The sequence below is a fragment of the Pirellulales bacterium genome (assembly GCA_035546535.1).
In the GTDB taxonomy this organism is placed as follows: Bacteria; Planctomycetota; Planctomycetia; order Pirellulales; family JACPPG01; genus JACPPG01.
The window spans coordinates 1-18,612 of record DASZWQ010000208.1; the positions used below are offsets into that span (position 1 = coordinate 1).

The 18,612-nt window shown below is 62.8% G+C and carries 14 protein-coding genes; 12 read left to right on the forward strand and 2 right to left on the reverse strand.

Translation table 11 applies throughout. The features are described from left to right. Positions 1-159: 159 nt before the first annotated feature. The 6 genes from VHD36_24515 to VHD36_24540 all read left to right on the forward strand — a co-directional run bounded on the left by VHD36_24515 (position 160) and on the right by VHD36_24540 (position 7,558). Positions 160-576 (forward strand): VOC family protein, encoded by a 417-nt coding sequence (locus VHD36_24515; protein HVU90508.1) that lies wholly within the window; start codon positions 160-162, stop codon positions 574-576. Positions 577-614: 38 nt separating this feature from the next. Further along, a complete protein-coding gene (locus tag VHD36_24520; protein ID HVU90509.1) occupies positions 615-953 on the forward strand; it encodes a hypothetical protein in 339 nt (112 codons plus the stop codon). An 820-nt stretch (positions 954-1,773) separates the two neighbouring features. Next, positions 1,774-2,871 (forward strand): isocitrate/isopropylmalate dehydrogenase family protein, encoded by a 1,098-nt coding sequence (locus tag VHD36_24525; protein HVU90510.1) that lies wholly within the window; start codon positions 1,774-1,776, stop codon positions 2,869-2,871. Positions 2,872-3,024: 153 nt separating this feature from the next. Continuing rightward, a complete protein-coding gene (gene lpxK / locus VHD36_24530; GenBank protein HVU90511.1) occupies positions 3,025-4,086 on the forward strand; it encodes a tetraacyldisaccharide 4'-kinase in 1,062 nt (353 codons plus the stop codon). 188 nt (positions 4,087-4,274) lie between these two features. Further along, positions 4,275-6,407, forward strand: coding sequence for a lipopolysaccharide heptosyltransferase II (waaF, locus tag VHD36_24535; protein HVU90512.1), 2,133 nt, complete (start codon positions 4,275-4,277; stop codon positions 6,405-6,407). Then, positions 6,404-7,558, forward strand: a complete 1,155-nt coding sequence (locus VHD36_24540) for a glycosyltransferase family 4 protein (GenBank protein ID HVU90513.1) — start codon at positions 6,404-6,406, stop codon at positions 7,556-7,558. The genes waaF and VHD36_24540 overlap by 4 nt, the downstream gene beginning before the upstream one ends. Before the next feature lie 136 nt (positions 7,559-7,694). On the opposite strand, the gene VHD36_24545 is transcribed toward VHD36_24540, so the two are convergent. Further along, positions 7,695-7,922, reverse strand: coding sequence for a BON domain-containing protein (locus tag VHD36_24545; protein ID HVU90514.1), 228 nt, complete (start codon positions 7,920-7,922; stop codon positions 7,695-7,697). Between the two features lie 410 nt (positions 7,923-8,332). Here VHD36_24545 and VHD36_24550 point away from each other — a divergent pair, with 410 nt between their 5' ends. Further along, positions 8,333-9,079, forward strand: a complete 747-nt coding sequence (locus VHD36_24550; protein ID HVU90515.1) for a hypothetical protein — start codon at positions 8,333-8,335, stop codon at positions 9,077-9,079. A gap of 197 nt (positions 9,080-9,276) precedes the next feature. Next, positions 9,277-11,646 (forward strand): MMPL family transporter, encoded by a 2,370-nt coding sequence (locus VHD36_24555; GenBank protein HVU90516.1) that lies wholly within the window; start codon positions 9,277-9,279, stop codon positions 11,644-11,646. Positions 11,647-11,765: 119 nt separating this feature from the next. Here the strand turns inward: VHD36_24555 and VHD36_24560 are convergent, their stop codons facing one another. Next, a complete protein-coding gene (locus VHD36_24560) occupies positions 11,766-13,142 on the reverse strand; it encodes an aspartate aminotransferase family protein (protein ID HVU90517.1) in 1,377 nt (458 codons plus the stop codon). A 273-nt stretch (positions 13,143-13,415) separates the two neighbouring features. On the opposite strand from VHD36_24560, the gene VHD36_24565 reads away from it, so the two are divergent. The 4 genes from VHD36_24565 (at position 13,416) to murD (ending at position 18,529) form a co-directional block, all read left to right on the forward strand. Then, positions 13,416-14,870, forward strand: coding sequence for an MFS transporter (locus tag VHD36_24565; protein ID HVU90518.1), 1,455 nt, complete (start codon positions 13,416-13,418; stop codon positions 14,868-14,870). A 302-nt stretch (positions 14,871-15,172) separates the two neighbouring features. Further along, on the forward strand, positions 15,173-16,006 hold the full coding sequence (gene phnX, locus VHD36_24570) for a phosphonoacetaldehyde hydrolase (protein HVU90519.1): 834 nt from the start codon (positions 15,173-15,175) through the stop codon (positions 16,004-16,006). A 36-nt stretch (positions 16,007-16,042) separates the two neighbouring features. Then, on the forward strand, positions 16,043-17,170 hold the full coding sequence (gene phnW, locus VHD36_24575) for a 2-aminoethylphosphonate--pyruvate transaminase (protein ID HVU90520.1): 1,128 nt from the start codon (positions 16,043-16,045) through the stop codon (positions 17,168-17,170). Between the two features lie 36 nt (positions 17,171-17,206). Further along, positions 17,207-18,529, forward strand: a complete 1,323-nt coding sequence (gene murD, locus VHD36_24580) for a UDP-N-acetylmuramoyl-L-alanine--D-glutamate ligase (protein HVU90521.1) — start codon at positions 17,207-17,209, stop codon at positions 18,527-18,529. Positions 18,530-18,612 lie beyond the last annotated feature (83 nt).

Consider the following 18,612-nt stretch of genomic DNA (forward strand, 5'->3'; position numbering starts at 1 on the left):
GACGAACGAAGTAACAAGACACATGGCGAGCCTCCTTGGCGATGCGATTGGCGTGAGAACCTATCTGCATCGTGAACGGGGCTCGTCCTATTTCTCAAGAAGCTGTCAACGCTAGCAAAAACTGCGAAAGCCGAACTGAGTGACATGGAAGGAGTTTCCATGCCAAATAAGGCCATTCGCAGTCTCGGCGAAATCGCATTACGCGTCGATAACCTCGACGCCATGCGGAAGTTCTACGAGAACGTCATCGGACTGACGCTCTTAAAACGTTTCGAGCATGCGGTCTTCTTCAAGATCGCCGACGGCTATGCTGGGCACACGCAGGTCCTCGCGCTCTTCAACCGCTCCTCCGAGCCCGGCTATGCCGGCCTGAATCCTGCGACCACGACCGTCGATCACCTGGCTTTCGAAATCGATCGGGCCGATTACGATGCCGAGCTGGCGCGGCTCAAAGCGCTCGGTCTATCGGTCGAAACAGCCACGCACGCCTGGGTCGGGTGGCGCAGCATTTACGTCCGCGATCCGGAAGGCAATCAGGTGGAACTGGTGTGTCACGATCCGACGATCGAGGGCTGAAACACCAGCCACCGAATATGACAAGATTGAACGAGGTCATGCACGTCGCCGTCACGATCGACCGCCGCCTCTCTGTTGAAGAGGTTTGGCCAATGCGGGTTCAGTGCACCCTAATCGACGCAGCGGGTAAGGAATGGATTTTCGAGGACAAGCACGTCATCTTTACAACCGCCGATATCAATACGAAAAGTGACTTTCCGCAGACGGGGTCGATCAGGTGCAGAATCGTCGAGACGCGCGTTCAACAAGATGGGCGGACAACCGTCGTGGTGGATACCGAGTTGCCTGACCATGTCGAGTCAACGACGGGCGAGACACGTTTCGACGTATTCGCCGAACAGCTTGAAGGCCCCCTCGTGCAGGAAGCAAACGAGTAAGGCACCCGTCTTCGCTCCGCCAACTTCTTGAAGGCCTTGGAGTATTTGTGGTTGACTTTTCGGCGTGCTGCGCGAACTCTGCTCTTATGCTCGGCTGCGCGTAACGGCGTTCTCGTCTTTGACTGGCCGTCTATACTCTCTTTGCGCGGCATTTCGACATTCATTTCAAGAGATCGACAATCTTGCGATCGATCACAAGCACATTGTTACGACATGCCGCGACCAAGGACGTTCGCCTTAAGTGACGGCGTTTTTTGATCGCCGCGTTCCAAACCACGCGCCCGCGAAGCAGAGACAGGTATAGGCCGCGCCGAGCGCGACACAAATCAACACTCCTCTCCAATTAGCTTCTGGCGCGAACCACTCGGCGAGCCATGCGCTTAACAAGACCGTGGGCGCCGCGACGGCTATAGTGCAACGTCTGCCGACCCCCGGTCGCGAACGGGCGAGAAAAAGTGTCGTGAGGCCACCTACCGCGTAGGGCGAAAGATTTCCCGTGACCAGGCTGCGGTAGCTGTCCGCAAAAAAGGCGACTGCGAGACTCCAGATGGCCGTAATCACGCCGACTAGAATCGCCAGTGTGAGATGTACGGCGTTTGTCCACTCTGGATACGGTTCTGGCACTTCCTCGCTCATGATCAGAATTGTACCCCTTGCGGGCATGGCGAAATGATTACAGATCTTGCTCGCCCCCGCCCCGTTTGACCCCCTGCCCCCCTTCTGATAATTTTTCCTGCTTACGCTTCGCCCGCCCGGGGCCGCCCTGTCGGCCTCGTTTTCGACATTCCCCCCTAAGGGCAAAAAGGTAGGTCTCCACGCAATGGCTCACGAAGTTACCCTGATCACGGGCGACGGCACCGGTCCCGAACTGGCCGCCGCCGCTAAGAAGTGTGTCGATGCCACCGGCGTCAAAATCAACTGGGACGAGCAGGTCGCCGGCGTCGACATCATGGAGAAGATGGGGACGCCGCTACCTGACGCGGTCATGGAGAGCGTTCGACGCACGAAGTGCGCCTTGAAAGCCCCCATCACCACGCCCGTGGGTACCGGCTTTCGCAGCATCAACGTCCACCTGCGGCAAGCCCTGGGGTTGTTCGCCTGTATCCGCCCCTGCAAGCAATACGTCGGCGTGCGCAGCTTCTTCAGCGAGGTCCCGGTCGACCTGGTGATCGTCCGCGAGAACACCGAGAGCCTTTACGCCGGCATCGAGTTCGAGCGTGGCAAGCCCGAGACGGCTGAGGCGATCAAGTTCATCAACGAGCGGGCCGAGAAGAAGATCAAGTCGGGGCTGGACGAGACGGGCCTGACGATCAAGTCGATCAGCGTATCGGCCACCGAGCGGATCGTACGATGTGCGTTCGACTATGCCCGCAAAAACAGCCGTCAGCGCGTCACCTGCGTTCACAAGGCGAACATCCTCAAGTTCACCGACGGATTGTTCCTGGAAGTGTCGCGCAAGGTCGCGGAGCAGTATCCGGACATCGAGTTCGAGGATCGCATCGTCGACAACATGTGCATGCAGCTCGTGCAAAAGCCCGAGTTGTACGACGTGCTGGTGCTGCCAAACCTGTACGGCGACATTTTGAGTGACCTGGCCGCGGGCCTGGTGGGCGGCTTGGGCGTCGCGCCGGGTGCGAACATCGGCCCCAACGGCGCCGTCTTCGAAGCCACGCATGGCAGTGCCCCCAAGTACAAGGGGCAGAACAAGGTCAACCCGACCGCGCTGATCCTGTCGGGCATGCTGATGCTGCGGTACCTGGGCGAGTTGGAAGCTGGTGATCGCCTGGAAAAGGCCGTGGCTGACGTGATCGCCGAAGGGAAGTACGTCACGTACGACTTGAAGCCCAATCGTGACGACCCGACGGCCGTCGGCACCCGCGAAATGGCCGACGCGATTTGCCGCAAGCTGGCCGAATAGCAAGATGACGCACGTCTAAACGAGAAATGTCGAAAGAAAACTAAAAGTGCGAATGACGAAGTGTGCCGACGCTGAAGCGGCGGACGTTTCGACATTTGATTTTCGTCATGCGGATTTCCTTCGACATTTGTCTTTCGACATTCGTCATTCCCCATGCTGAGCCCTGCTGACTTTCGTGCGGTGGTGAGCGGCCAGCGGCGCGATGTGAGCGCGTTTCTATGGCGCGCGTTGTTCCGCGTTGTCGAGGTTCCGTATACGATCGCCGTTCGCTATCGTAATCACGGTTACGATCGCCAGGTGGGCGTACAGCACGCCTCGGTGCCCGTGATTAGCGTCGGCAACCTGACACTCGGGGGCACGGGCAAGACTCCGCTCGTGGCCTGGATCGCGCGCTGGATGCGCGCCCGCGATGTCCGCGTCACGCTCATCAGTCGTGGCTACGGCGCCCAGCAGGGCGCGCGGAACGACGAAGCCCTCGAGCTCGAGCAGAAGCTCCCCGACGTGCCGCATTTGCAGAATCCCGATCGCGTCGCCGCAGCCCACACGGCTGTCGAGGAGTTCGAGTGCCAGCTGATCCTGCTCGATGATGGTTTTCAGCACCGCCGCCTGGCGCGCGATCTCGACATCGTCCTCGTCGACGCCTTGGAGCCGTTTGGGTTCGACCATGTGTTCCCGCGCGGCATGCTGCGCGAACCGGTTTCGTCACTTCGCCGTGCCGACTGCGTCGCGCTGTCACGGGCGGACATGGTCTCGCCCGAACGCCGCGCGCAATTGCGGGCGATCGTCGCGCGTTACAACCCACAAGCGGTATGGCTGGAAATGCGGCACGCGCCCGAGCGGTTGCTGGCAGCCAGCGGTAAGACCGGATCGTTCGCGGACCTGGCCGGCCAAAAGATCGCGCCGTTCTGCGGCATCGGCAACCCGGCCGGCTTTCGGCATACGCTTGCGCAGTGCGGGCTGGCGGCCGACAATCTGCGCGAGTTCCGCGATCACCATGCCTACACGCAGGACGACGTTCAGTCGCTTGGCCGATGGGCCCGGGAGCAAAACGCTGCGGCGCTAGTTTGCACGCACAAGGACCTGGTGAAGCTCGGCGTCGACCAGATCGGCGGCATTCCGCTATGGGCCGTCGAGATCGGCGTGGAGATGCTGGCTGGCGAGGCAGCACTCGACGAGCGCTTGCAAACGATTGTCGCCAAGGTTGCGACGAGCTAAAGCCGCGACTTGAACGGCGAATCACGCTGGCAGCGAGCTGCTGTCACCCGCCTCGCTCACGGGGCCGCTGACTCGCTATTGTCCCCCCCGGCGAGCATGGCTATCTTTAGCCGCCCTTCGGCGGGCGGCTTCGCGCGCATGCTTTGCTGGCGCGCTCGAATCGTACTACGGTCACTCTGGTTGTGCCGATGAAGCTCGGTGTTTTCCTGCCCAATTGGATTGGCGACGTGGCGATGGCCACGCCGACGTTGCGAGCCTTGCGCCGCCATTACGGTCCGCAGGCGCGTATCGTCGGCATCATGCGGCCGTACGTTTCGGAAGTGCTGGTCGGCACGAACTGGATCGACGACCGGCTGTTTTTCGACCCGCGTTCGAAAAAGCCGGAGCTCAACGGCCGGGGCTTCGCGAAAAAACTGCGCCGCGAGCGCTTCGACACGGTCGTGCTGCTGACGAATTCCTTGCGGACCGGCTTCTGGGCCTGGGCCTCGGGCGCCAAACAGCGCGTGGGCTATGCCCGCGATGTCCGTTCGATTTTTTTGACGCACAAGCTTTACGCTCCCATGGCGGGCGGCGAATACGCGCCGCAATCGACCTTGGATGCGTATTTGCAAATTGCCTACGCGCTAGGCTGTCCGAAGGAATCGCCACGCATCGAGTTGGCTACGACCGAGGCCGATGAGCGCGCCGCGGACGATGTCTGGCGACGCCTGGCGATTCCGACCGACAAGCCGCTGGTGCTCTTGAATTCCGGGGCCGCGTTCGGGGCTTCGAAACTGTGGCCCACTGAATACTTCGGCCAGTTGGCGCGCCGCATCGCCGACGAGTGGGGTTATCCCGTGCTGGCGATGTGCGGCCCGCGCGAGCGGGAAATCGCTCGACAGATCACGACGGTGGCCGATCATCCGGGCGTTGTCAGTCTGGCCGATGCGCGACTGGGAGACGATTACCCGCTGCCACTGGGACTGAGCAAAGCCTGTGTACGCCGCGCCGCACTCATGGTGACGACCGACAGTGGCCCGCGACATTTCGCGCCGGCCTTCGACGTCCCCGTGATCACGTTGTTTGGCCCGATGCCGATCTCGCTCAGCGAGACGCACTTTGCGAAGGCGGTTCACCTGCAGCACAAGGTTCCGTGCGGGCCTTGTTTGCAGCAGGTTTGCCCGCTCGCGCATCACCAATGCATGCGCGACTTGAGCGTGGACCGGGTGTACCAGGCGGTGCACGCTCAACTGAGCGAGCTGCAAGGCCTCTCCGCATCGGCGCGCCACGGCGATTCCTGGACAGACGGCGACCGGGACGGCGGTGGCGGACCGCTGGTGATTCCCATACACACCTGGCGCTCGACCACGGCAACCCACGCGGCGGTGGCCGCTCACGCGGTGGTGGCACCGGCCACGGTCGGTCGCCCCGTAATACCTGCTCCGGCCGTCTCGACGTTCGCCCCACAGGCCGCGGAACTCGCAAGCGCCGCGCGGCCCACGGCGGGCACGGCGCAGATCTGGATCAATAGCTCGTATCGCGCCGCCTTGGCTGACGCCGAGCTCGACGACTTCACCGCCGTCATGGCCACGACCGAAGGGCGACTGATGCGGGCGTTGCCTGACCGCGAAAATTGGTGGTTGCGGCTGCACGGTCCCCACGGCACGACGCGCGGCGCTTTTTTGAAAAAACACCACGTCCGCTCGCTCGCTCATTGGGTGCGGGCCAAGCTCGGGGCGATAGCTCCGGCGACACCGGGCCGCATCGAGGCGGAAAACGTCGCCCGGCTTGCCGTGGCCGGCATCGAGACCATGCCCGTCATCGCTTTTGGCGAGCGCCTGAGCAGCGCTGGGCTGCTCGAATCGTTCGTCATGACCGAGGAATTGACCGGCTACGTGCAGCTCGACCAGTTTCTGAGACAGCGTTTTCCGGCCGTCAACGACGAGCGTGCGAGCGGCGAGCCGCGCGATCCAGACTTGCAGCGGTTGCTTGCGCAAGTGGCCGACGTTGCGGCCCGCTTTCATCGCGCCGGCTACAACCACCGCGACTTGTACTGTTGCCATTTCTTCATTCGCGAGCCGCAGTCCGGCCTGTTCGACGTCCGCCTGATCGACTTGCAACGTGTGCAGCACCGGACGCATCTGCGTCGGCGGTGGATCGTGAAGGACCTGGCACAGCTCGCTTATTCGGCGCCACGCGAAGTCGTCAGTCGCAGCCGTCGCCTGGCGTTCTTCAAGGCATACCGGGGCGTGAACAAACTCGGCGCCGAGGATCGGCGTCTGCTGCGCATGGTTCTCGCGAAGAAACGCCAGATGGAACTGAAATTGGGATCGCATCCATGAAAGTGGGACTGGTTGTCCGTCATTTCAATCCCGCGCGCGGCGGTGCCGAGCGCTGGACGCACGAGCTGGCGCGGCGCGCCCTGGCGGCCGGCCACGAGGTACACGTCGTGGCGCAAAGCTTCGGTCCGGCTGAGCACGCGCTGCCGATCGTGCCACAGCCGGTCCCGCGCATGCACTCGCCGTACGCCTTTGCCCTCGCCATCGACGAGACACTCGGAAATCTCGACCTCGACCTGGTACATGACATGGGCTTTGGCTGGCGATTCGACATTCTGCAGCCGCATTTCGGAGCGCCGCGGGCCCAATTCGACCGCAAGCTACAGTCGATGCCCCCCTGGAAGCGCACAGTCCGCCGCGCGCTGACGGCCGTCTCGCCGCGTTGGCAACAGCAGGAGCGAGTAACCTGGCGGCAGTACGCCGATCATCGCCGCCTGGTGATTGCGCTGTCGAAGCTCGTGGCTCGCGACCTGGAACGCACGCACGGCTGGCCGATGGAGCGCTCACGACTGATCTATAATGGCGTCGATCTGGACCGTTACTCGCCCGACAATCGCCAGCAGCATCGCGCCGCGGTTCGCCAGCGGCTGCGTGTCACCAACGACGAGCTGCTGGTGCTGTTCGTGGCCCACAATTTCGCGCTGAAGGGACTGCCGACTTTGCTCCAGGCCGTGGGGCAGTTGCGCAAATCTGGTTGTGCCGTGCGGCTGCTGGCTGTCGGCGGTGGCCAGGCGGATAAATACAAGAAGCTTGCTGTGCAAGTTGGCGCAAGTCCCGGAGTCGACTTCCTGGGCTCAGTGGCCGACACGGCGCCCTTGTACGCGGCGGCGGATGTCTTTGCGCTGCCTACGTGGTACGACTCGTGCAGCCTGGTGTTGCTCGAAGCGCTGGCCACGGGCCTGCCGGTGATTACAACGAGTCACAACGGCGCCAGCGAGATCATGTCCGACGGCCGGGCCGGTTTCGTCGTGGAAAACCCTGGTGACTCGGCAACGCTGTCTCGCCACTTGCGCGCGCTCATCGATCCCGCCACGCGTTTCCGCATGGGCGTCGCCGCGCGCAAGCTCGCGGAGCAATATCCACTAGAAGGAAACTACCAGCAGGTACTGAATCTTTGGGAACAGGTGGCCGGGTGCCTGCGCCTCGCTGCTTAGCAGTCCTGCTGTACGGCGTCACAGGTCCAGGGGCCGCAAGCTCGGGTGTCCCGCGGACGGGCTGGCGCGTCCCACGGACAGACTGGCTACGTCGGCCAGCGGCAGAAATCGAAACGAAGGAGAAGGGCCGATAGGCTTACCGCACGTCGATCGCGTTTACCACGTCCACTTCACGTCCTGCGACAGCTCGAACCAATTCCTGTGCCATTTGCTTGTGGTAAAAGCTCGAGACCGAACCGCGCAGCACCAGCGCGTCCTCACCTTCTTCGACGACCAGATCGCGCAAATCGAAAATATGACTGTCAGCCAGTGCCGACTGCGCAAGCGGTCGCGCTTCACTCAGTGCTCGTTGCGTCGTGGCCAAAAGGTTCCCTCCCGGCAAAGCTCAATCCATCGATGATACGTGCCAGCCGTTCTCTCAACCGAACGGCCCAAACACTCGAGCCAATACTTCATCACCACGCGAATTTGCGCGATGCTGCCCGATATTTCGAATGCCCCAACGCCACCCCACCGGGACAACGTTACCCCGTTACTCTAGGAGCGCAGGTCGCGGACTGTCAACTCCCCGAAGGTCGCTCGTTGAAGGTCCCGAACGATTCTAACGAATTGCTAACTGCAGGCTTACGATTCGGAGACGCCGGCTCGAGGAGCCGCTCCGCGAGGGGTCTGCGGAATGGACATATCGCGGTGCCAGCTACCGGCGCCGACGGCCGCTCCTCCGGTCGTGAACTTGTGAAGACAGGCGTGAACTGTGAAAACAAGGAGGTTTCCGTGCGACATTCCCCCTGGGCCCTTTGGATGGCTTCGCTCGTGACCGTGTTACTGGCACAGGCTGCTAGCGGACAGCAAAAGCCTCCTCCTCCCGCCCAGCCGATGCCCGCTCAGCCGGAGCGCGTCGTCGTTGGCGAGTCTTGCACGGTCGCCGTCGACCGCGACGGCGCCAGCGTGCGGCTGGAAGGGGAGTTCGTGAAGTCCAGCACCCGGTGGATCGTGCTGCGGCGGATTTCCGAGAGCCGCAACGACGTAAACGTGCCGATTTCGTCGAAGATCCCCTTCGTGACACGCAAGAAATCCGAGATTGGCGTGCAGACCGAATATCTGTGGATTCCCCGCCAGTTTGCCGCCGTTGTCAGCCATGCCCCTGCCGAGCGAACGGTTCCGCTCGAGCATCCGCTGGGAGAATTCCCCACCGTTGGCGCTCGCTGCGAAGTGACGCTGCTGACGGATAAGACGCCCGATAAAAAGAAGGAAAAAAAGAAGGTCCGGCACGACGGCACCCTGATCGCGGTGGCCAAGGATAAGATCATGTTCGATGAAGAACGGTATGTCGTCGAGCGATCGGGCGTTCCCGCGCTTTCCGAATTGCCGGTCGTGGGTCGCGCCTTCGGGGCGGACAACTCGCATACCGAGGTCGTGCGCACGGAACTGCAACTGGACGACGTCGCGTGCATTCGTGTCGTTCAGCCGGCTGCATTCCAAGACGAGTCGCCCAAGACCGAAAGCCCCCGACAAAAGTGAGAGCAAAGTTCTCACTGGTGAAACCCCGGGCTTGTGGCCTTGGTAGACCCGACGTCGGACACTCCGGCGCTAGCATTCTTGGCTTGAAGCGGCAATAATCGGCCTACGCCCTCCTTTCGCGCATCGCTCGCAAGTTGGGTTCGCGCCGCCTGCGGAGGGCGGCTCTTGCCGTGGCGCCACCCGAGCGAGCCGGGCTGATGGAAACGATTCTCAATCTCGTCGACCGTTATCGCGGAACGGTCTGGCTGGTGACGCTGGCTTTGCTGGCGGCGTCGCTGTACCTGCTGACGAAGCTCGAAATCCTCGACTCGCCCGAGCGTTGGATGCCGCGCCCCACGGTCGAAGCGTGGGGCGTGTTCGACAGCCACTTCGACGTGGGCGACACCGTGGCTGTCGGGTTGCACTTTACCCGGCCCATCACCGAGGAAGATTTACCGCGACTGAGCAGCCTGCGCAAGCGCTTTGCCGCGATCCCGGGCGTGAAGCAGGTTTACGACACCTCACTCGTGGCCGAGCAGATTGAAGGTGTGCCGCTGATGACGCTTTTGGCGCGCGAGAACCACGATCGATTCAATCTATACGCGGGCGCCTTGTGGGACACGCCCCCGCCGGAGGACCCCACGCGCACCCTGGTCACGGTGTGCGAGCTGGAATTTCATCCCGACAAGGAAACCGACGACGTTCTCAACGAGCGGCGTCGCACGGTCGTTAATGCGGTTCACAAGATCATTGGCGAGGAAAAGGTCGAGGCCGGCTGGGGGGACGCCGTCGAATTCCACGTGGCCAGCGCCATCGTGATGATGATGGAGTTGGAAAAGCGTGCCCGGCAAGTGGCTCTGACCTTTCTGCCCGCCTCGATCGCCGTGGGCATGTTGAGCCTGTACTTCAGCTTTCGCACCTGGCGCACCCTGCTGGTGGCCGTCCTCGGTAGTGCGATGGCGATCCTGCTGGTGCTCGGCTGGCTGGGCGCCGGTGGGGGAACGCTGGGCGTCGTGACCGTGGCCACCCCCGCCTTGATCTCGATCATCGGGGTCGCCTCGACCATGCACTTCGGCGAGTACGCTGCCGACCATGGAACGACGGGCGAAACACGCAATCGCCGCCAACTGGTCAGTTGGGTCGCCGTTCCCTGCCTGGGCGCCGCCGCCACGACGGCCATCGGCTTTTTGATGCTCGGCTTTAACGATCTGGCGCCGGTGCGCGATCTGGGCGTGCAACTCTTTATCGGATCGCTGCTGGCGTTCTTCGGCGTGTTCCTGGTATCGCAAATCATCCCGATTCGCAACGCCTCGGGCGGCGTGGTGCTGACGCAAGACCGGTTCCGCCGCTACGCCACAGCCGTCACCAAAATGCCGGTCGTGACCACACTGGGCCTGCTGGGCGTAACCATCTTTCTGTTCTTCTGCGCGTGGCCCCGTCCGGCCGACTATCCGATCGGTCTGTATGTCGATGCCGACCCGTTCTCGTTTTTCACCGAAGAACAGCCGATCGCGCGAGCCCTTGACCTGTTTTCGCGCCGCGAGTTTGGCGTCTATCAACTCGACGTCGTGCTGGTACCCAAGGAGTTCGCCGCGCCGCCGAAGGTCGGCCAAAAACCAGATCCTGCGTACACGGCCAACCGCGACCGTGCCCGCGAGTACAGCGACCTGATCCTGTCGCGCCGCGACCTGGGCGTGATGCGTGTCGTTTCGACCGACGCCTTTCACCAGCGGCAGCAAGCGTTTCAGGAGCAACTGGAAAAAACGCGCCGCGAAGAAGGCATCGGCGCGTACCTGGCCAAGCTTTCGCGCGTGACCTCGCAGTCGTCGATCTTTTCCTCGACGTTTCAGAGCTGGAACCACGACAAGAAGGCAGAAGGCGCTCTGCGTCTGACTTTCCTCGCCCACGAGTCAGGAGGCGAGGGCTTCGCGCCCCTCTTGCGGTTCGCGCGCGAGAACTTGCCCCATGATCGCTTCAACTGCTACCTGTGCGGCTCGATCGCCCAGGTCGTGCAGCTCGGCGAAGGGCTCTCCGGCGGCATCCTGTGGGGACTCGGTTCGAGCGTGATCATCATCGCCGTCTTGTGCGGGTTCCTGTTCCGCTCACTCAAGTTTACCCTCTTGGCCCTGCCGCCAAACCTGTTTCCCGTGCTGGCACTATACGGCGTGATGGGCCTGTTCAAGATTCCGATCAGCTCCGGCTCGGCCATGGTGGCCACGATCGCGCTGGGCATCGCCGTGAACGACACCATGCACTTCGTGCTGCACTATCAACGGCTGACCCGCGAACAAGGGATGGGCACCCGGCACGGCATCGTGCGGACGATCGCCGATTTGGGGCGACCGATCGTGCTCACGTCGGTCGTGCATATCGCCGGCTTCACCGTCTTTTTGCTGACCGACTTCCAGCCGCTATTTCATTTCGGCTTGTTGTCGAGCGCCGCCATGACCGCGGCCATGTTGGGCGATCTGTTCATGCTGCCGAACTTGCTAATGCTCTTCGATCAGCGGCCGGAAACGGTCGCCGAGACGAGCGTTCCCGAAGCGCATATCGGCCATTCACAGAAGCCACCTGCCACGGTGACCTGAACCATTGTCAAAAGCCGACGGCCGGGCGGAGCATGCATATTGTGCCTTCGCCGAAAAAGCGTGGTACGCGCTTAGACCGTCTTACTAGCCCGAAGCGCCAGCGAGGGAATGCACGGCGCTCACGCCGCTTCGACCTCGGTCAGGCATTCGTCGAGAATCCGCACCGCCTGGTCCATCTCCTCGTTGCTGATCGTTAAGGGGGGCGTCAGTGTAAGGATGTTCCCCATCGTCAGTTTGAAATTCAAGCCCTTCGAGAGCGCGCGGTACATGACGGCCTCGGCCGCGTCGCTGGCGCGCTCGCGCGTCGCGCGATCTTTCACTAGCTCGACGCCCATCAACAGCCCCAATCCACGTACGTCGCCGATCAGCCGATGCCGTGTCATTAAACCGCGCAGCGCTTCGAGCGTGCGCTCCCCCAGCGTTCGGGCGTGCTCGACCAGATTGTGCTCTTCGATGTAGCCAATCGCAGCTAGCGCCGCCGCGCAAGCCACGGGGCTTTTTTCGTGCGTGTAATGCCCGAGCGCTCGATCGGCCGCCACGTCGAGCTCGGGCCGGGCGATCATGGCGGCCAATGGCATGACACCGCCGCCAAGTCCCTTACCGATCACGAGGATATCAGGGGTGACGCCAAAATGTTCGCACGTGAACATCCGACCGGTGCGTCCCAGGCCGTGACAGATTTCGTCGAAGATCAATAGCGTCCCATGCCGGTCGCAGGCGCGACGCACCGCCTGCCAATACTCTTTCGGTGGAATGTAGGGAGTGCTGCGCACCGGCTCGGCGATCACGGCCGCCACGTCGCGTTCGTGCTCGAGCACATATTCCAGGTACGTCTCGCATTTCAGATCGCAGCCGCCGCGCGACGAGCAATCCCACAGGCAGCGATAAGCGTCGGCCGGCGGTACGTGCTCGCAGCCGGGCAGTAGTGGTCCCACGCCGGCGCGAAACACCGCCTCGCCGCCGACGCTCACGCAGTCGAGCGAAGCGCCGTGGAAGCTGTCCCACATCGAGATCACCTTGTGCCGCCCCGTTGCCACGCGCGCGAGCTTTAAGGCCATGCCGATCGCGCCGGTGCCGCCAGGGCAGAACAACGCCTTCGACAAATCGCCGGGCGTGATCTCGGCCAGCTTCTTGGCCAGGTCGACGGCCACGCGGTTCGTGTAGCGCCGCGTGCAAAAGGCCAGTTCGTCGAGCTGCGATTTAATTGCCGCAATGACAGCAGGGTTGGCAAAGCCCACCTGGTGGACGTTGTTGCCGTGAAAATCCATGTAGCGGCGGCCGGCCGTGTCTGTAATCCAGACGCCGTCGCACGACTGCATGGCGTTCAAGCACGGGGTCGACAGCGATTGATGCAGAAAGTACTGGGCGTCCTCGGCCAGTAGCGCGCGGGTCGCATCGTCGAGCGTTGCGGCCTGCCACTGGTCGCGCAGCCGGGAAAGATTGCTGTCCCCCTCGGATTTCTCGGCTGACAAGTCGTTGTCGTTTCGACGATTCAAGGCCGCTCTCTCCCTTCCTCATACAATCTGAATCTTTGATGGCGCGCGATTGCTGGTCGAAGTTAGAATTGCGAGTTTGCGATTCTAATAGCAGCCCGAAGCGCTAGCGAGGGATCGCGTTCAACTGCCACCATCGCTAGCGCTTCGGGCTAATCGTTCCGTCCGGAACCGAGTGCGCAGTGGCCGGTTCCAATCGTCGTTTGCCGCGACAATAGCTGTCAAGCGGCACTTCCGCGTGGCGTGGCCGTGGCCCGGTCGCTATGATTCGCCGGCATGAATCGTGACTCGCACCTTTTTCGCTGGCAGGTGATCACCTTTGTCACGTTGTGGCTGGGCTATGCCGGTTATTATGTCTGCCGGTCGAATCTTTCGGTCGCGGGCCCGCTGCTACAGGCTGAGTTGGCAGAGCAGCCCACCGGTGCCGCCGAGAACTGGCTGCGCGAAGCCCGTGAAGCCGTCAGCGGCCGCATTCAGAGAACATTCGACAGCGTCACAAGTCTCTTTCGCGGATCGAATCCGGCACCTGACGAGGCCGCGGCCGCGCCTTCGAGTGTGAAGCGCGAAGAAGCGATCGGAAAGCGCCGCTTCGGCCTGATCGCCAGCATCAGCATCTTGTTCTACGCGCTGGGCAAGTTCACCAGCGGGATGGTGTGCGACTTTGCCGGCGGCCGGCGCATGTTCTTGTTCGGCATGTTCGCCTCGGTCGTGTGCACGGTCTTTTTCGGCATGGCGACCGGTTTCGCCGCGATGTTGGCTCTGTGGAGTGCAAACCGCCTGGTGCAATCGATGGGCTGGAGCGCGCTGGTGAAGGTCGCGTCGCGGTGGTTTCCCGCCGCCCGGCACGGCTCGATCTTCGGCATGCTGACGCTCAGCTACCTGTTCGGCGATGCGATCGCACGCTTAGGGCTCGGCATGCTCCTGCACCTGGGGCTCGGCTGGCGAGGGCTGTTCTTCGTGGCCGCCGGCGTGCTGGCCACGATTGCCGTGGCAAGCACCTTTACGCTGCGCGCGAGCCCCGCCGACGTCGGCGCGCCAGAGCCCGACGCGAATCCTGAGAACGTCTACGGTTCACGGGGAAATGCTCCGCAGCCGGCCGACCTGGTCGATCTGTTGTGGCCGCTCGTGAGCAGCTTCTCGTTCTGGCTGGTGTGCGTGATCAGCTTCGGCCTGACCGTGGTCCGCGAAACGTTCAATACCTGGAACCCGATCTACTTGAAGGAAGCGGTCGGCCTCTCCGATGCAAGCGCGGCGACAGCCAGCGCGCTGTTCCCGCTGGTCGGCGGATTGTCGACGCTGGCGGCCGGCTGGCTGACCGATCGGCTGGCGCGCGGGCGGCGCGGCGCGATCATGCTGCCGTTCCTCGGCGTTTTGGTCGTGGTGCTGTTCGGCCTGGCCTCGCTCAAGCCGGAAAGCGGCGCTACGGTGCCGCTCTTGCTGACGAGCATCGTCTCATTCGCGCTCTTGGGGCCGTACTCATTTCTTACCGGCGTCCTGTCGCTCGACTTCGGCGGCAAACGTGGCAGTTCGACCGCCGCGGGTCTGGCCGACACTGCCGGATACCTGGGTGCAATCATCTCGGGCTATGGTGTCGGCGCGATCGCCGAGCAACACGGCTGGGCGGGCGCTTTCCACACGCTCGGCACCATCGCGGCCGTCACGTTCGCCGCGGCCGCGCTGTACTGGTACATGCACGACGTGCGACGAGGCCGTGGCGCGGCGTCTACCTAGTGGCGAGATCGACCGCAGTGCTCGCATTGCGACGGGTGCCGCGACCGCCAGCCGCAATACTTACAAAGTCCGGCGTTTTTGAGGGCGCGGTGCATAAAGGGCAGCCGCGACACGAACAGCAGGGTTGCCGTCGTGGATACGACGACCATTTCGGCAACGCCGAGTCCGAATGGGTTTCCCATTTCGGCATGACAGCCGGCCCGTTATCGTTAGCCGAGCAGGGTCGTTTGTAAATTCGCTGCCTGCAAGGCAAAATGCGGCTTCGAAATAGACGCACGAACTGCATATTTGCGGCAACTTGAATGACCACATCCAAGCCAGACGCCAAGATTCGCCTCATAGTTTTCGATTGGGCCGGCACGACGGTCGACCACGGCTGCTTCGCGCCGGTTGTGCCATTTGTCGAGGCACTGGGGCATTTCGGCGTGCAAGTGACCATCGACGAAGCCCGCGAGCCGATGGGGCTGGGTAAGCGCGATCATTTAAAAACCCTGTTGCAGATGCCGCGCATCCGAGAGCAGTGGCAAGCCCGACATGGCCGCGCGTGGACCGAAGAAGACCTCGACCGGGCGTATCATGAGCAGTTCGTGCCTCGTCAGCTCGCCTCGGTGCGCGATCATTCCGAGCTGATACCAGGGCTCCTGGACGCGGTGGCCTGGCTGCGGAATCGCGGGATCAAGATCGGCACCTCGACCGGGTATTTCGGCGACGCGGCGCGGCTTGCCTATGCCGCCGCCGCTGAACAGGGCTTTCGGCCCGACCATAACGTCACGCCGGACGAAGTCGCGACGGGCCGACCGGCGCCGTGGATGATTTATCGCAATATGGAGGCGCTCGGCGTCTATCCGGCGTCAGCCGTCGTGAAAATCGGCGACACGGTGCCCGATATCGCCGAAGGCTTGAACGCCGGCGTGTGGAGCGTCGGCGTCACGCATACCGGCAGCGATGTGGGCCTGTCGGCAAAAGATTACGCCGCGCTGGCGCCGGCCGAGCGCGAAGCGCGAGCCGACCGAGCACGAATCCGGTTGGTAAACGCGGGCGCGCACCTGGTGATTCCCAGTATTTGCGACGTGCCGGCGCTCATCGCGACAATCGAACGCTGGCTGGCCGAAGGCGAGTTGCCGCAAAAATATTAATTCCATCCGGCTTGCGAAAGAACCGGCCGATTTCCCATGGACGAAGACGTCACTTACCTGCTGCTCACGCCCGGCCCTTTGACCACCACGCGCAAGGTCAAAGAAGCCATGCTGCGCGACGTTTCGACCTGGGATCGCGATTACAATGACATCGTCGAAGACGTGCGGGCACGACTGGTGCGCTTGGCGACGCCGGTTGTCACGGAGGCCGCGACCCACTACACGGCAGTGCTCATGCAAGGCAGCGGTACGTTCGCCGTCGAGGCCACGCTGGGCTCAGTCATTCCGCGCGACGGCAAGTTGCTGGTCGTCAACAACGGCGCTTACGGAAAGCGCATGGCCGAAATCGCCCATCGGCTCTGTATCGATAACGTCACGCTTACGCAGCCCGAGATCGAACCGGCCGACGCCGCGGCGATCGATAAGCACCTGGCGGCCGATCCGCGCATCACGCACGTGGCACTCGTTCACTGCGAAACGACGACCGGCATGCTCAACCCCGCCGCCAAGATTGGCGCGATCGTGCGCCGGCATCGCCGCCTTTTTATTCTTGATGCCATGAGCTCATTCGCCGGCTTGCCGCTCGATATATCCGAACTGCAGGCGGACTACCTGATCTCGTCGGCCAATAAGTGCGTGCAGGGAGTGCCCGGGTTTGGCTTTGTTGTCGCCCGGCGTGCGGATCTGGAGCGTTGCCAGGGGCGGGCGCGTTCGCTAAGCCTCGACCTCTTCGACCAATGGCGCGAAATGGAGAGCAAAGGGGGCAAATGGCGTTACACCTCGCCGACGCACGTGCTTCTGGCGCTGCACCAGGCGCTTGTCGAACTCGACGCCGAAGGGGGCGTGGCCGCGCGGGCCGCGCGTTACGCGGAAAATCACCGCCTGCTCGTCGAGGGTCTGTCGCGGCCAGGCTTTCGCCCGCTTTTGCCCCCGGAGCACCGTTCGCCGATCATCACGTCATTCTTCTATCCACGCGATCCAGGATTCTCGTTCGACCGGATGTACGAGGCTCTCAAGCGGCGCGGCTTCGTCATTTATCCCGGGAAGGTCAGCAACGCCGACACGTTCCGCGTTGGCACGATTGGTCACGTTTTTCCCGACGATATTCGCCGTCTGGTGGAGTGCTTCGCCGAGGTCGTACGACAGTTCGACTGGCAGATCTAGCGCAGGCTGCGTTTTGTTGGCAAGGGTGTGCCCGGCATGGAATTCCACGGCCGCCGCGTGACCGTGATGGGGCTCGGTCGCCACGGAGGCGGCGTTGCCGCGGCGCGCTGGCTGGCCAAGCAAGGTGCGATCGTTACCGTCACCGACGTGGCCCCGGCCGAGGCGCTCGCTGATTCGGTCGCCGCGTTGGCCGACGTCCCAGTTGCGCGGTGGCGCCTGGCAGGCCACGATCAACAAGACTTCGACGATGCCGAGACGATCGTCGTGAATCCGGCGGTCCGACCAGGCCACCCGCTCGTCGAGCGCGCGCGCCAGCGCGGCGCGACGATTACGAGCGAGCTGGAACTCTTCTTGCGCCGTTGCCCCGGCCGCATGATGGGGGTGACGGGCTCGAACGGAAAATCGACGACCACAGCCATGATCGCGGCGATCCTCCAGCGGGACGGGCGGCAGGCCTTTCTCGGGGGCAATATCGGCCGCAGCTTGCTTGACGACCTCGATGCAATGACTCCCGAAAGCTGGTCGGTGCTCGAAATCAGCAGCTTTCAGCTCACCTGGCTCAGCGATGATTGCCCCCTGCCCAAGACAGGCGTGCTGACGAACTTCACCCCCAACCATCTCGACTGGCACGGCACGATCGCTGACTATACGGCGGCAAAGCGGCGGCTGTTTTGCGGGCCGCAGGCGGCAAAAACGGCAATTCTTGGCAGCCCGCGGAAGGATTTCGATAGCGGCGGCAACGCAGATATTCGGGGCCGAGTTTTGCTGCCCTTACCCGTCGCTGACATCCCGCCCCTGAACGCCATTGGGGATCACAATCGCGCGAACGCGGCTTGTGCCGCAGCGGCCGCCCACGCCGTTGGTTGCTCGGCGGCCGCGATCGACGCGGCCTTGCGTGCATTCACGGGCCTCGAACACCGCCTGGAGCTGATCGGCACGATCGCGGGTCGCGCATTCTACAACGATTCGATGGCCACCACGCCCGAATCGACGGCCGCGGCACTCGCGGCATTCTCGGGCCGGGCGTGGCTGTTGGCTGGCGGATACGACAAGCGCGTCGACATGGCCGCTTTGACGAAAGCCACCTGTGAACATGCCCGGGGCGCGGCTTTTTACGGGGCCATTGGGCCTCGATTGCACGCCGAACTCGCCGTGCAGATGCCTGGCGAGCGCGTCTCGCTTCATGAAACGCTCGACGCCGCGTTTGACTGGTGCTTCAGACAATCGCGCACCGGAGATTGCATCCTCCTTTCACCCGGTTGCGCCAGTTACGACCAGTTTGCCGATTATCGTGCGCGCGGCGCGCGGTTTCGTTCGCTCGTCGGCGCGCTTGCGCGATTCGAGCGCGCGGCGCAATAGGGGTTCGTGATCGCGCGGGGTGAAGTCACTCGACGCGACGTTGCCGGAGTAGCTTTGGGACGTGAAGAACTCTTGCGTCCCTG